This is a genomic window from Bradyrhizobium sp. ISRA442 (assembly GCF_038085055.1).
Taxonomy (GTDB): domain Bacteria; phylum Pseudomonadota; class Alphaproteobacteria; order Rhizobiales; family Xanthobacteraceae; genus Bradyrhizobium.
This window is the reverse complement of sequence record NZ_JALGCN010000004.1, coordinates 17,301-30,697: the sequence shown is the minus strand read 5'-3', so window position 1 is coordinate 30,697 and position 13,397 is coordinate 17,301. Positions and strand designations below refer to the sequence as shown.

Sequence of the window (13,397 nt, the reverse complement as noted above, 5' to 3'; positions counted from 1 at the left end):
AGGTATCGAGCGAGGCAAACTGGGTCAACGCGATCACGGCAGTGACACTTTTGAATCGGTCCAGATCAAAACGATTCTAAATTCCAGTTTGAAACCGTTCTAAACTGGAGTTTGTAAGCGTTCTAAACTGTCCTTCGGATGGTCGATCGAGGCGCAGATCTCGCGCGCCTCGAACGATTGCTGAGACGTTGGGATGGCTGCCACCGGCAGACATCCCGATTTGAATCGGCGGACTCAGAACTTCGCCGTCGTCACGAGGTAGAATGCCCGCCCCGGTGCGACCGCCACGAATGGCACGGCGCTGCGATAGAGCGTGTCGTAGTAGAGCTTGTTGGTCAGGTTCTGCGCGTAGAACTTCATGGTCCAGTTCGCGTCGATCTTCTTTTCGATGAACGCGTCGAAGCGCCAATAGCTCGGCAGCAAGTTACCGGTATTGGCCGCGAACGTGCCGCCATACACCTTCGAGCGGTACACCGCCTGCCCGCCGAGCTCCCAGCCGCCGTCGAACTTGTACTTCGAGAGCATGCTGAACGACTGGTGGGCAACGTTGGCAAGCTGCAGGCCGATGTTGGAGGGGATGTTGCTCTGCGTGACCTTCGACTGCATCAGCACGAGACCGCCGAAGATGCTCCAGCGGTCGGTGAGCTTGCCTTCCGCCTCGATGTCGATGCCCTGGATACGGTAGGCCGCATTCGAGGTGAGCAGGCCCGCGGCATTCGTCTCGCGTGCGTTGTCCTTCGTCGTCTGGAATAGTGCAGCGCTGACCAGCAGGTGGCGATCCACCAGCTCCCACTTGGTGCCGAGTTCGGCCGCCTTGTTGCGCTCGGGCCCAAGCAAAATGGGCGTATTGGCCGGAACGCCACCGTAATCGGTGCCGGTCGCATCAAGCTCCGACCCGAACGGGTTGGCGGAGGTCGCATAGGCCGCATAGACGCTGCCGATCGGCATCGGCTTGTAGACCACGCCGACATTGTAATTGAACAGATCGGCGTTGAGCTTCAGATATTTCGGCGAATTGGTCGACGAGCTCATGTTGTAGCCGTCGTAGCGGACACCACCGTTCACGATGATGATGTCGCGCCAGTTGGCGGTGTCCATGGCATATAGGCTGTTGGTGTTGACACCATAGCGCGTCGGGTTTCCGGCCAACGACGGGATACCGAAGGGAATGTAGGTGTACTGCGGGGAGTAGAGATTGACCCCCGTCACGGCGCCGTTGCTCGTGAAGCTGCTTCCGGACAGTTCCGACGCGAGGCCAGCGTAACGGTCGATCGAGATGTTCTCGTTCGAGATTTCGGCTCCGACCACCGCAGTGTGCTTGATGCCGCCGGTGTCCAGCTTGACCGTGGCCTCGTTCTGGTTGGCCCACACATCCACGTTCTGATAGCGGCTCTGTGCGCTCGCCGTCGTCGTCCAGAACAGCGGATTGAGGCTCGTCGTATTCGGGTTCTGCGGCAGCGTGCCGATGTAGTTCAACAGCGAGTGCTCGCCGCGCACCTTGCTGCTCAGCGTGATGGCATCGTTCACCCTGTACTCGATCGTGCCGGTGCCGAAATCCTGCCGCGCGGTCTGGAAGTCGCGGTTGAGGAAGCCGTACCAGTTTCCGCGCGGAATGCCGGCCGACGTCACCGGCACGTTGCCCTGCTTGTAGTAGGGCACGCCGAAATCAGGGTAACCGCTGAGGTCAGTGTGGACGTAGTTCGTCGTGATCTTGAGATCGGTGGTCGGGGTGTACTTGGTCGAGATGAAGGCGCCCCAGCGATCGTCGGTCACGTAGTTGCGGCCGGCGACGTTGGCGTCCTGGAACAGGCCGCCGGTGCGCACCGAGAAAGTCGGGTCGATGACCTGGTTGACGTCGAGCGTGACGCGCTTGGTCCTGTCGGTGCCGAACTCGGTATCCATCCGCTTGAAGTTGACGTCGCCGGCCTGCTTCGTGACGATGTTGATGGCGCCGCCGGCGGTGCCGCGGCCGGCGTAGGACGATGCCGGCCCGCGCAGAATCTCGATCTGCTCGGTGAAGAAGTTCTCGCGGATGGAAACGGCGGGATCGCGGATGCCGTCGATGAACACGTCGTTGCGCGCATCGAAGCCGCGGATGAAGAAGCGATCGCCGAACGCATTGCCGCCCTCGCCCGATCCCAGCGTCACGCCGGCTGTCGAGCGCCCGATCTCCTTCAGCGTCGTGGCGTTCTTGTCTTCGAGAACCTCCTTGCTGAGCACCGTGATGGTCTTCGGCGTGTTCAGCAGCGGCTCGGGAAACTTGCCGGACGCCTGCACGTGATCGACTTTGTACGGGGCCTCCGGATCGGCATAGGGATCACGGTCTACGGCGCCGCTTGCCGAGCCCGGAGTCACGGCAGCAGCCTGCTGCGCGGCCTCCTGCTGCGCGGCGCGGCGAAGCGCATTGCGCGCGCGGACCTGCTCCGGCGTGGGCTTTGAGGCCGCAGGACGCGGCCGCGCGACCGGCGCGTCCACCGTCACCGCCGGCAGGTTCGATTGCTGCGCCTCGGCCTGCCCCGAAAACGATGCCGCCGCAATCAAGCCGGCAACAGCCGAAACCGCCTTGCCGGAATTCCCGTCGAACCTTTCGCCGAACGATTCACTTCCCGCGATCGAACGCAGTGATCGCGGCACCATCGCCAACCCCATTACCAATGCCCCCATCTCGAATTCGTCGATGCGCGACGTGCGTGACGAACGATGGGGCGGTGCTATCGATCGAGGAAAGTCAGGTCAACGCGACGTGACACGTCGGAGCACTTGAATCGATCCAGTTCAAAGCAATTCTAAAATTCGATTCTGAAATCGCTCTAAACTCGCGCGACATATTGATGCAGCAAGGCCGTGCAGCACTTGCTCTCATGCGCGATGTTTTGCAGCGATCAATCGCTGCTCGGCGGCTTCATCAGCGAGAACAATTCGTCGACGGTGCGCTGGGCGACAGCGCGCACACGATCGGTGTTGTCCATGCCGGCGATGTTGACGCCGTTGACGACGGCTTTGATCTCGTCGCGGAAGTCGGTGAGGAAGCGCAAGGGATCGCGCTGCTCGTTGGCGACGCGCGCGATCAGGCCCGTGATCAGAATCTGACACGCGATCATCCTGCCGTTCAGCTCGTCCATTTCTGCGCTCCCGTTGTGGCGGCGCTGATATGAACGAGCCCGATTTTCCTGACAACCGAAACGCCACAGCGCCAGTTTAGAACCGTTCTCGCCAGGGCCATGTCGGCGACCTCCCGCGAGCTGCATGCGTCCACGCGGGGCGTCGCGTGGGAGCCTGCGCGAGCATTTCGGATACTCTGCAGCAAGGCCATTTGCGTGCGGAAAATGCAGTGCTGCACGATGCAACGCCAGCCCGCCCGAAGCAGGTGCAAAGCTTTCCAATTGTTTAGGATTCTCAAGCCATAGTGTTGTTTACACTGGAACTTGGCGTGTATTATACAGGCGCGCTGGAACCCTTTAATTGCCCCAAAATTCGTTAGATTCGGGCATACAAGCCGACACGCCTCATATGAAAAAGTCACGGCCGATCCTGTGGATTCTGATCATCGCGGCCGTGGGCTCAGCGGGCTATTACGGTTGGCATCGATTCTCGGCATCGAATGCCGGTAAGGCCCAGACCGCTCAGAAGGCGGCGCCGCGGACGGCCGCTGTGCCCGTGAGCATCGCGCCGGTACAGAAGACCGATTTTCCGGTCTATTTGACCGGCCTCGGCACGGTTCAGGGCTTCAACACCGTGCAAGTGCGGACCCGCGTTGATGGCCAGATCGACAAGATCGCCTTCACTGAAGGCCAAATCGTCAATCAGGGCGATCTCCTGGTTGAAATCGATCCGCGCCCGTTCCAGGCCGTGCTCGACCAGGCCAAGGCCAAGAAGCAGCAGGACGAGGCCAATCTCGCCAACGCCAATCTCGACTTGCAGCGCTACACCAAGCTCGGCGAATTCGCGACGCGGCAGCAGACCGACACCCAGCGCTCCACCGTCGCTCAGCTCACCGCCCAGATCGCCGCCGACGAGGCCGCGATCGCCAACGCCCAGACCCAGCTCGATTACACCCAGGTAAAGTCGCCCATCACCGGCGTCGCCGGACTGCGCCAGGTCGACATCGGCAACATCGTCAACGCCTCGACACAGACCGGTATAGTCACCATCTCCCAGATCGAGCCGATCTCCGTGATCTTCACCGCGCCGGAAGACCAGCTTCCCTATATCAGCGAGGGACAGAAGGCCGGCGCGCTCAAGGTGATCGCGCTCACCACCGACGGCAAGAAGACGCTCGCCGAAGGCAAGCTCGCCGTCATCAACAACCAGGTCGACACGACCAGCGGGACTATTCGCCTCAAGGCGGTGTTCGACAACAAGGACCACACGCTGTGGCCGGGGCAGTCGGTTTCGACACGGCTGCTGGTGCGCACCCTCAAGGATGCGACCGTGGTTCCGGATGACGCGGTCCAGCATTCGACCAATGGCCTCTACGCCTATACCGTCAATCAGGACAACAAGGCCGAGCTACACAAGATCAAGGTCAGCTACTCCATCGACGGACGTTCGGTCGTTGATGAAGGCCTCACTCCAGGGCAGCAGGTGATCACCGGCGGTCAATTCAAGGTCCAGCCGGGGAGCCTCGTCACCACGGCCGTTGCGAGTTCGGATCCCGGCCAGAAGCAGAATAATAAGGTACGACAGGAATGACCTACGGCGGGATTTCGGCACCTTTCATCCGTTATCCCATCGGCACCTCGCTGCTGATGGCCGGCATTCTCTTTGTCGGTCTCGTCGCCTACCCCCTGCTGCCTGTCGCACCGCTGCCGCAGGTGGACTTCCCGACCATCCAGATCACCGCGAACCTGCCGGGCGGCAGCCCCGAGACCATGGCCTCGTCGGTGGCGCAGCCGCTGGAACGGCAATTCGCCCAGATTCCCGGCATCGCCCAGATGACCTCGACGAGCTACCTGGGCACGGCGTTGATCACCATCCAGTTCGACCTCAACCGCAGCATCGACGGCGCTGCGAACGACGTGCAGGGCGCGATCAACGCGGCGAGCGGCCAGTTGCCGAAGAACCTGCCCTCGCCGCCGACCTACCGCAAGGTGAACCCGGCGGACTCCCCAATCCTTCTCCTGTCCGCGACGTCCGAGACGCTGCCCCTGACAACCGTGAGCGACGCCGTCGACGCACAGCTTGCCCAGCAGATCAGCCAGATCTCGGGGGTTGCTCAGGTCCTCATCGGCGGTCAACAGAAGCCGGCCATCCGGGTCCAGATCGACCCGGCCAAGCTCGTGGCCAAGGGCTTGTCGATGGAGGACGTGCGCAGCCAAATCGCAATCACGACAGTCGACAGTCCCAAGGGCAATATCGACGGCGAAAAGCGCGCCTATACCATCTACGCCAACGACCAACTCACCCAGTCCAAGGATTGGAACGACGTCATCATCGCCTACCGCAATGGCGGCCCCTTGCGGATTCGCGACATCGGCCAGGCCGTCACCGGCCCCGAGGACGCCAAGCAGGCGGCCTGGGCCAACGGCAAGCGCGGCGTGTTCCTGGTGGTGTTCAAGCAGCCGGGCGCCAACGTCATCGAGACGGTCGACAAGATTAAGGCCGCCCTGCCCCGGCTCGTGGCTGCGATCCCTCCCGCAATCAAGATCGATGTCATCAGCGATCGCACCCAGACTATCCGTGCCGCGGTCGAAGACGTCCAGTTCACACTGCTCCTGACCATCTTTCTGGTCGTGATGGTCATCTTCATTTTCCTGCGCAGCTTCTGGGCCACGGTCATTCCGACCATCACGGTTCCCCTGGCGCTGCTTGGCGCCTGCGCGCTGATGTGGGTGTTCGGCTACACGCTCGACAATCTCTCCCTGATGGCGCTGACAATCGCGGTCGGCTTCGTGGTCGACGACGCGATCGTCATGCTCGAGAACATTTCCCGCTATGTCGAGGAGGGCGAATCCCCGCTCGCCGCCGCTTACAGGGGTTCCAAGGAGATCGGCTTCACCATCGTGTCGATCAGCATCTCGCTGGTCGCCGTGCTGATCCCGCTCTTGCTGATGGGCGGCATCATCGGACGCTTGTTCCGCGAATTCGCCGTCGTGCTGGCGATGACAATCTTTGTCTCGATGTTCGTGTCGCTGACCCTCACCCCGATGATGGCGTCCCGCTTCCTGCGCGCACATGGCGAGGTCAAACACGGACGCTTCTATCAATGGAGCGAGAGTGCCTTTGATGCGATGCTGCGGGGTTACGAGACAGTGCTCGACCTCGCATTGAGCTGGAGGCGAACCACTCTTTTGATCTTCTTCGCAACGCTCGGCTTGTCCATCTACCTCTTCGTCCTGATTCCCAAAGGCTTCTTCCCGCAACAGGACAATGGGCTCATCACCGCGACCTCCGAGGCCTCGCAGGACATCTCCTTCGCGGCCATGAAGGACCGTCAGGAGGCTCTCGGCAAGATCATCCTCGCCGATCCGGGCGTTGCCAGCGTCGCCATGGCCATCGGCGGCAGCGGCAGGGCCGGCAACAACGGCAACTTGTTCATCACCTTGAAGCCGCGCGACCAGCGCGATGCGTCGGCACAGCAGATCATCGGCCGGCTGCGCCCGCAGCTCGAGAAGGTGTCCGGCGCGCGCCTCTACATGCAAGCCGCCCAAGACGTCCGGCTCGGCGGTCGTCCGACGCGTACGCAGTTCGAGTTCACGCTGCAGGATGCCGATCTCAGCGAGCTCAACGAATGGGCGCCGAAGATCCTCGCCAAAATGCAGACGCTGCCTGAGCTGCGCGACGTCGCGACCGACCAGCAGACGCAGGGCACCACCGTCCAGCTCAAGATCAACCGCGATACCGCATCCCGCTACGGTATCCAGCCGCAACTGATCGACGACACCCTCTACGACGCGTTCGGCCAGCGACAGGTCACGCAGTATTTCACCCAGCTCAACACCTACAAGGTGATCATTGAGATCCTGCCGGAGATGCAGGGCAATCTGGATAGCTTGAACAAGCTCTACCTGAAATCGCCGCTGACCGGCGACCAGGTTCCGCTGTCGACATTCGCGACCTGGACCACCGATCCGGTCCGGCCGCTCTCGATCAGCCACCAAGGCCAATTCCCGGCGATCACGATCAGCTTCAACCTCGCCCAAGGCGTCGCGCTCGGCCAGGCCACCGAGGCCGTGCAGAAGGCGATGGCCGATCTCGGCGCGCCGGCGACGCTGAATTCGAGCTTCCAGGGCACCGCGCAGGCGTTCCAGCAGTCCCTCGGCACAGTGCCGCTCCTGATCCTCGCGGCGCTCGTCGTGGTCTATCTGATCCTCGGCATCCTCTACGAGAGTTACATCCATCCGATCACGATTCTGTCGACCCTGCCCTCGGCCGGCGTCGGCGCGCTCGCGATCCTGATGGCCGCCGGCTTCGACTTCAGCCTGATCGCGCTGATCGGCATCATCCTGCTGATCGGCATCGTGAAGAAGAACGGCATCATGATGGTCGACTTCGCCATCGCCGCCGAACGCGACGAGCACAAGACGCCGGAGGAATCGATCCGCCAGGCCGCAATTCTGCGCTTCCGCCCGATCATGATGACGACGATGGCTGCGCTGCTCGGCGGCGTGCCGCTGATGCTCGGCCACGGCACCGGCGCCGAGATCCGCCAGCCGCTCGGCTATGCCATGGTCGGCGGCCTGATCGTCAGCCAGGCGCTGACCCTGTTCACCACCCCGGTAGTCTATCTCTATCTCGACAAGTTCTCGAACCTGTTCTCGAGCTGGGGCCGTTCGGGTGATGGCGACGAGGACGAGGCGGCTGAGCGCCGCGCCGTCAAGGAAGCCGCCGAGTAAGCTTGCGCTGCCCGTCCTGCGACGGTAACAGCGGGGCTCCCATTTCCCCCAACGCGATATTTCACGCCCATGCGATCCCAACTGATTGCCCTCACCGCCGCTGCCCTGTTGTCGACGGGTGCGGCGTCCGCTCAGCAAGCCGCCAGGAAGAACGGGGCGCCGCCGCAGCCCGCCGCAACGCCGGCCCCTGCGCAGCAGCAGCAGGGCGAGGCCGCGCAAGGCAACGCACAGGCCGGCTGGATCGCGCGCTGCACCAGCCCGAGCCGCGAAGCGCCGCTCGAATGCGCGATCGAGCAGAACGCCGTCCTGACCAAGACCGGTCAGACCGTCGTGCTGATCAACATCCGTGTCGCTCCCGATACCCGCACGCCGGTGGCGCTGCTCCAGTTGCCGCTCGGCCTCAACATTCCCGTCGGCGCAAAGCTTCAGATCGACGAGGGCAAGACGGTCGACCTTCAGATCCAGACTTGTGAAAGTCGCGGCTGCTACGCCTCGGCGCCGATCGCCCCTGATCTGCTTGCGACCCTGAAGTCGGGCAAGCAATTGAAAGTCTCCTTCCAGAACATGGCCAAGGAGACAATCACGATCCCGATGCCACTCAACGACTTCGCGGCCGCCTACGACAAGATCAAGTAACGGGCGCTCGTCCCGCTTGGTGTCGCGCCATCCGGCAATCACTCCACGCCCAGATAGGCCTTCTGCACCTGCGGATCCTCGGCCAACGCCGCCGCCGTGCCGGACAGCACGCTTTTGCCGACCTGAAGCACGGTCGCAAAATCCGAGACTTCGAGCGCGAGCTCGATTGACTGCTCCGCGAGCAGGATGGTCAGGCCCTCGCGATGCAGGCGGCCAAAGGTCTCGTACATGGATTCGACCACCGCCGGCGCGAGGCCGAGCGACGGCTCGTCCAGCATTAGGAGCTTTGGATCGCTCATCAGCGCGCGGCCGACCGCGAGCATCTGCCGCTCGCCGCCCGACATGGTGCCGGCGCGCTGGTTGCGGCGCTCCTTCAGCCGCGGGAAGATCTCGTAGACGCGCTCGAGGAGCGCCGCCTTGCGCGACTTGTCGTGCAGAGGTGTCGCGCCGAGCAGCAGATTGTTCTCGACGCTCTGCTGCACGAACAGCCGCCAGCCCTCCGGCGACAGCGCGAGGCCCTTGCGCACGATCGCGAAGGCATTCTGGCCGGCGATGTCCTCGCCACGAAAACTGATCGAACCGGAATGCACCGGGATGAGACCGGCGATCGCGTTCAGCGTCGTGGTCTTGCCGCCACCATTCGAGCCGAGCAGCGCGACGACGCTGCCCTCGGGCACCTCCAGCGACACGTCGGATATGCCGATCAAATCGCCGTAGCGCACCTCGAGGTGCTCGATCCTGAGCAACAGCCCGCTCATGTGATCGGTCCGCCCATCAGCTCGATCGGCGTGTGGCCGGCGGCCGCCTTGGCCGCACGGGTGCCGAGATAGGCCGCGATCACCTCAGGGTTGGACGTGACATCACGCGGTGAGCCGCGGGCGATCTCCTTGCCCTGGTGGAACACCATCACGCGGCTCGCGAGCGACATGATCACTTCCATGATGTGCTCGACGATGACGAGCGTGATTCCGGAGCGGTGAATGTCGCGCACGAGGTCGATCGCCCGCTTCACCTCGTTGGCGTTAAGGCCGGCCATGGCTTCGTCGAGCAGCAGCACTTTCGGCTCGGTCGCAAGCGCGCGGGCGATCTCCAGCCGCTTGCGGCCGGGCGTGCCGAGCGAGCGCGCCGGCGCCTCCGCAAGCCCGCTCATGCCGACGCGCTCGAGCACGGCGCGCGCCTTCGTCTCGGCTTCTGCACGATGGGAGGCGCGCAGGAAGGCGCCGATCATGACGTTCTCGAGCACCGTCATGCCCTCGAATGTCTGCGGCACCTGGAACGTGCGGGCGAGTCCGAGTTCGGCACGCAGCTCCGGCGCGAGATCGGTGATGTCGCGGCCCTCGAACAGCACGCGGCCGGAGGTGGTCTTGAGGTCGCCGGTCAGGCAATTGAAGAACGTGGACTTGCCGGCGCCGTTCGGGCCGATCAGGCCGAGAATATCGCCCTGCTCCAGCGTCACGGAGGCATCATCCACCGCCTTGAAGCTGCCGAACGCCTTGGTGATGCCGCGTGCCTCAAGGAGCATGGCTCGCTCCCGCATCAGTGCCCGGCTTGCTGCGCCGCTTGAACAGGCTGAGGATGCCGCCCGGCTGGAAGCGCGCGATCAGCACGATGATCGCGCCATAGACCACGAAGGTCAGTCCCGCGCCTCTGCCGCCGAGCCAGCTATTGGAAATCTCCTCCAGCGGCACGAGGATCGCGGCGCCGACCAGCGGCCCAAACAAGAGCCCCGCTCCGCCCAGCGCCGCCATGATCAGGATTTTGACCGAGATCAGGATGCCGAGCCCGGACTCCGGATCGACGAAGCCGAACATCATCGCATAGAGTGCGCCGGCGACGCTGGTCAGCGCTGCGCTCAGCATGAAGGCGTAGAGTTTTGTCCGGCTCGCGGGCGCGCCGAGCGAACGCGCCGCACGCTCGGAATCCTTGATCGCGCGCAGGTAAAATCCCACCCGGCTGTTGGCCATCCACCAGGTGATGAGAAGCGTGATCACGAGGATGACGAGGAACAGATAGTAGTACGGCAGCGACGACAGGAACGACAGATCGAAGATGTTGCGCGGCACGGTCGGGCCGGAGAGACCCACGGCCGCGCCGAGATAGTCGGTGTTGGTGACGATCAGGCGCATCGTCTCGGCGACCGCGATCGTGGCCATGCTGAAATAGTGGCCCGATAGCCGTAGTGTCGGCACGCCGATGATGGCGGCGAGCCCGACCGCCAGCACGATGCCGCCGGGAATGCCGAACAACGGCGACAGGCCGAACTTGGCGTAGGATCCCATCGCGGCATAGGCGCCGCAGCCGAAGAACACGACGTGCCCGACCGAGACCTGGCCGGCGTAGCCGCCGACGATGTTCCAGGCGGACGCCGCAATCGCGTAAAGCAGCACCAGCGCGCCGAGGCGCTGCTGGAACGGCGAGGACAGAAGCAGCGGATAGGCGATCGCCACTGCTGCGATGACTGAGAGCCAGATCAAGCGCCGCATCATGTCTTCCCCATCAGATCTTGCCCATCAGACCTTGCGGCCGGAACCAGAGGAAGAACAGGAACAGGACGTAGACGACGATATCCTTGTAGACGGCGCCGATCAGATAGCCGGACAAGGACTCGATCACCCCGATCAGGAGCCCTGCGACGAGCGCACCGGGCACGCTGCCGAAACCGCCGAGCGATACCGTGACGAAGGCGACGATGGCGAGCGTCTCGCCGACGGTCGGCACGATATAGAAGAAATTAGCAATCAGCGCGCCGGCAAGCCCCGTCGCGCCAGCCGCGATCGCCCAGGCCATCGCCTGCATGGTATCGGGCCGGATGCCCATGAGTTGGGCTGCCGTCGCATCCTCCGCCACCGCCAGCATCTTCGAGCCCAGCGAGGTGCGCGTCAAAAGCAGATGCAGGCCAAACGTCACCAGCAGCGCGACGACGCCCGCAAGCAATCGCGAGGCCTCGATGCGCAAGCCCGCAAACGCATAGGTGCCGCCGACGATGTCCTGCGGCATCGACAGGAAGTTGGCGCCGAACCACCAGAACACCGAATAGCGCAACAGCAGCGCAAGGCCGAAGGTGCCGAGAATCTGCGCCAGCATCGGTCCCTTCATGATGTCGCGGATCAGGCCGAAATAGACGACGACGCCGAGGGTCGCGAGCACCAGGGTTGCGAGCGGCGCACCTATGATCGGCCCTCCCCCCATGAGCGTGTACACGACGTAGGCGACATACATGCCGAGCATGACGAAATCGCCATGGGCGAAATTGACGATGTTCATCATGCCCCACACCAGGGTGAGGCCCGAGGAAAACAGGGCGTAGACCGCGCCAAGCAGCAGCCCGCCGACGATCACCTGCACGAGAACAAAGGACATCGGCTAACGTTGCTCTGATCGAATTCCAAAAGGAAGGGCAGGACCAAAGGCCCCGCCCTTAGGAGATCACCAGCCCTTGTAGGGCAGCATCGGCGCCTTTGCGGCATTGGCCTTCGGCCACACCGCGACGTAGTTCTCGCCGTCCTGGAGCTGGATGATCAGGCCGGAGGCGAGAACGTTCTGGCCCTTGTCATCGAACTTCACGCCCTTGTAGCCCATCATGAGCTGCTCAGGCTTGAGATCCGTCGCCTTCAGCGCCGCCTGGATCTTTGCCGGCTCGGTCGAGCCGGCGCGGTCGATCGCGTCAGCCAGCACGAAGAAGCCCTGCATCTGGCGGCCGACGGTGTCGTCCATCTCCTCGCCGCTCTTCTTCTTGTACATGTCGGCGATGATGGCGGAGGGCGAGCCGGACGGCCCGACCGACCAGGACGAGCGATTGAAGACTCCCAGCGAGATCTTGCCGACCGCCTTGATGAAGGACGGGTCGGAATAGCCGGCGTCGTCGGCGAGCAGCACGGGCGGCTTGTAATCGAGCGACTGCATGGTCTTGGCGAAAAGGATCGCGTCCGACGTGTAGCTGATCATGATGATCACGTCGGGCTTCTTGTCCTTGAGCTGCAGCACCTGCCCCTGCACGTCCGTCGCATTGACGGGGTAAGCAACGTCGACCGCGATCGGCTGTCCCTTCTCCTTGAAGGCGGCGCTGATCGTGTTCGCGACTGAGGTGCCGTACTCGGTGTTGTCATGGACCAGCGCGACGCTGTCGGTCTTGGCACCTTGCGCCTTCAGGTCGGCCAGGAATTCCGTGTAGATCTTGGCGAAGTCGGTGGCGATCGGCGTGGTGCGGAAGAACCATTTGAAGCCGCGCTCGGTGAGATTGGCGGCGACCGATTCCGAGTTCAAGTAGGGAACGCCGTATTTCTCCGCGATCGCGCTCGAGGTCAGCGTGATGCCGGACTGATAGGCGCCGAACACAGCCGCCACCTTGTCTTCCGTGATCAGGCGCAGCGCCTGGTTCTGGCCCGTCGCCGGATTGCCCTGGTTGTCCGCGAAGACCGCCTCGATCTTGGCACCACCGAGGCCGGCAAGCCCGGCGTTCTTCGCCAGCGGCAGATTGCCGAGCTCGGGATGCGCGTTGTTGATGATGTCCATGGCGACCTCGATGGCCGCCTTGGCATGCGCGCCGATCGAGGCGGTGCCGCCGGACATCGGCATGATCACGCCGATCTTGACGACCTTGTCCTCAGCCCGTGCGCCTGCCGCGAGCGCAATGGACATCGCGGCCGCGCAAAGCAGCCCGGTGACGTGCTTCAATGTCATGAAATCAGACCTCCCAAAGGGTTTCCCCGACCAAGGTTTTTTGGAAGCTTGCGCGAGGTGCGCTTCCGTTTGATTGTTCCTGGCGGCCGGGAGGATGGCATGGCAGCCAAGAGCCGGCAAGGTGAAACGGATTGCGACGATGCTGCATGGGCAGGGCTACAAGAGGGGCGCCGCTCAATCTGGCGTCGATCATTGCAGGCAAGACAACTGCTGCTGCATTTTCGGTGTGATCGCCGCGACATGGCT

At 63.1% G+C, this 13,397-nt stretch carries 10 protein-coding genes; 3 read left to right on the top strand and 7 right to left on the bottom strand.

Annotated elements, in window-relative coordinates:
• Positions 1 to 234 precede the first annotated feature (234 nt).
• Together MTR72_RS09655 and MTR72_RS09650 are read right to left on the bottom strand one after the other, a co-directional pair.
• The gene (locus MTR72_RS09655) at positions 235 to 2,649 is read right to left on the bottom strand and encodes a TonB-dependent receptor (RefSeq protein ID WP_341510382.1); all 2,415 of its coding nucleotides are present in this window, start codon (positions 2,647 to 2,649) and stop codon (positions 235 to 237) included.
• Positions 2,650 to 2,882: 233 nt separating this feature from the next.
• Positions 2,883 to 3,122, bottom strand: coding sequence for a hypothetical protein (locus tag MTR72_RS09650; RefSeq protein ID WP_279370469.1), 240 nt, complete (start codon positions 3,120 to 3,122; stop codon positions 2,883 to 2,885).
• 388 nt (positions 3,123 to 3,510) lie between these two features.
• Here MTR72_RS09650 and MTR72_RS09645 point away from each other — a divergent pair, with 388 nt between their 5' ends.
• From MTR72_RS09645 to MTR72_RS09635, 3 genes are all read left to right on the top strand, one after another.
• The gene (locus MTR72_RS09645; protein ID WP_280964454.1) at positions 3,511 to 4,692 is read left to right on the top strand and encodes an efflux RND transporter periplasmic adaptor subunit; all 1,182 of its coding nucleotides are present in this window, start codon (positions 3,511 to 3,513) and stop codon (positions 4,690 to 4,692) included.
• Entirely contained in the window at positions 4,689 to 7,835 is a 3,147-nt protein-coding gene (locus MTR72_RS09640; RefSeq protein ID WP_341510328.1) for a multidrug efflux RND transporter permease subunit, read from the top strand. Before MTR72_RS09645 ends, MTR72_RS09640 begins: the two co-directional genes overlap by 4 nt.
• A gap of 69 nt (positions 7,836 to 7,904) precedes the next feature.
• Entirely contained in the window at positions 7,905 to 8,471 is a 567-nt protein-coding gene (locus tag MTR72_RS09635) for an invasion associated locus B family protein (RefSeq protein WP_280964456.1), read from the top strand.
• A 38-nt stretch (positions 8,472 to 8,509) separates the two neighbouring features.
• Here MTR72_RS09635 and MTR72_RS09630 read toward each other — a convergent pair whose 3' ends face one another.
• The 5 genes from MTR72_RS09630 to MTR72_RS09610 form a co-directional block, all read right to left on the bottom strand.
• Positions 8,510 to 9,229, bottom strand: coding sequence for an ABC transporter ATP-binding protein (locus MTR72_RS09630; protein ID WP_280964457.1), 720 nt, complete (start codon positions 9,227 to 9,229; stop codon positions 8,510 to 8,512).
• Positions 9,226 to 9,993: an ABC transporter ATP-binding protein gene (locus tag MTR72_RS09625; protein WP_280964458.1), complete on the bottom strand. Its 768-nt coding sequence runs from the start codon at positions 9,991 to 9,993 to the stop codon at positions 9,226 to 9,228. Before MTR72_RS09625 ends, MTR72_RS09630 begins: the two co-directional genes overlap by 4 nt.
• Positions 9,983 to 10,954, bottom strand: a complete 972-nt coding sequence (locus tag MTR72_RS09620) for a branched-chain amino acid ABC transporter permease (protein ID WP_280964459.1) — start codon at positions 10,952 to 10,954, stop codon at positions 9,983 to 9,985. The genes MTR72_RS09625 and MTR72_RS09620 overlap by 11 nt, the downstream gene beginning before the upstream one ends.
• A 13-nt stretch (positions 10,955 to 10,967) precedes the next feature.
• The gene (locus MTR72_RS09615) at positions 10,968 to 11,831 is read right to left on the bottom strand and encodes a branched-chain amino acid ABC transporter permease (RefSeq protein WP_280964460.1); all 864 of its coding nucleotides are present in this window, start codon (positions 11,829 to 11,831) and stop codon (positions 10,968 to 10,970) included.
• A 66-nt stretch (positions 11,832 to 11,897) separates the two neighbouring features.
• Complete coding sequence (locus MTR72_RS09610; protein ID WP_280964461.1) at positions 11,898 to 13,151, bottom strand: ABC transporter substrate-binding protein; 1,254 nt, start codon at positions 13,149 to 13,151, stop codon at positions 11,898 to 11,900.
• Between the last annotated feature and the right edge of the window lie 246 nt (positions 13,152 to 13,397).

Excerpts from the sequence above, each read along its gene's own strand:
- MTR72_RS09630 (WP_280964457.1), bottom strand. The coding sequence starts at position 9,229 with ATGAGCGGGCTGTTGCTCAGGATCGAGCACCTCGAGGTGCGCTACGGC.
- MTR72_RS09615 (WP_280964460.1), bottom strand. The coding sequence starts at position 11,831 with ATGTCCTTTGTTCTCGTGCAGGTGATCGTCGGCGGGCTGCTGCTTGGC.
- MTR72_RS09655 (WP_341510382.1), bottom strand. The coding sequence starts at position 2,649 with ATGGGGTTGGCGATGGTGCCGCGATCACTGCGTTCGATCGCGGGAAGT.
- MTR72_RS09645 (WP_280964454.1), top strand. The coding sequence starts at position 3,511 with ATGAAAAAGTCACGGCCGATCCTGTGGATTCTGATCATCGCGGCCGTG.
- MTR72_RS09620 (WP_280964459.1), bottom strand. The coding sequence starts at position 10,954 with ATGCGGCGCTTGATCTGGCTCTCAGTCATCGCAGCAGTGGCGATCGCC.
- MTR72_RS09640 (WP_341510328.1), top strand. The coding sequence starts at position 4,689 with ATGACCTACGGCGGGATTTCGGCACCTTTCATCCGTTATCCCATCGGC.
- MTR72_RS09635 (WP_280964456.1), top strand. The coding sequence starts at position 7,905 with ATGCGATCCCAACTGATTGCCCTCACCGCCGCTGCCCTGTTGTCGACG.
- MTR72_RS09610 (WP_280964461.1), bottom strand. The coding sequence starts at position 13,151 with ATGACATTGAAGCACGTCACCGGGCTGCTTTGCGCGGCCGCGATGTCC.
- MTR72_RS09625 (WP_280964458.1), bottom strand. The coding sequence starts at position 9,993 with ATGCTCCTTGAGGCACGCGGCATCACCAAGGCGTTCGGCAGCTTCAAG.
- MTR72_RS09650 (WP_279370469.1), bottom strand. The coding sequence starts at position 3,122 with ATGGACGAGCTGAACGGCAGGATGATCGCGTGTCAGATTCTGATCACG.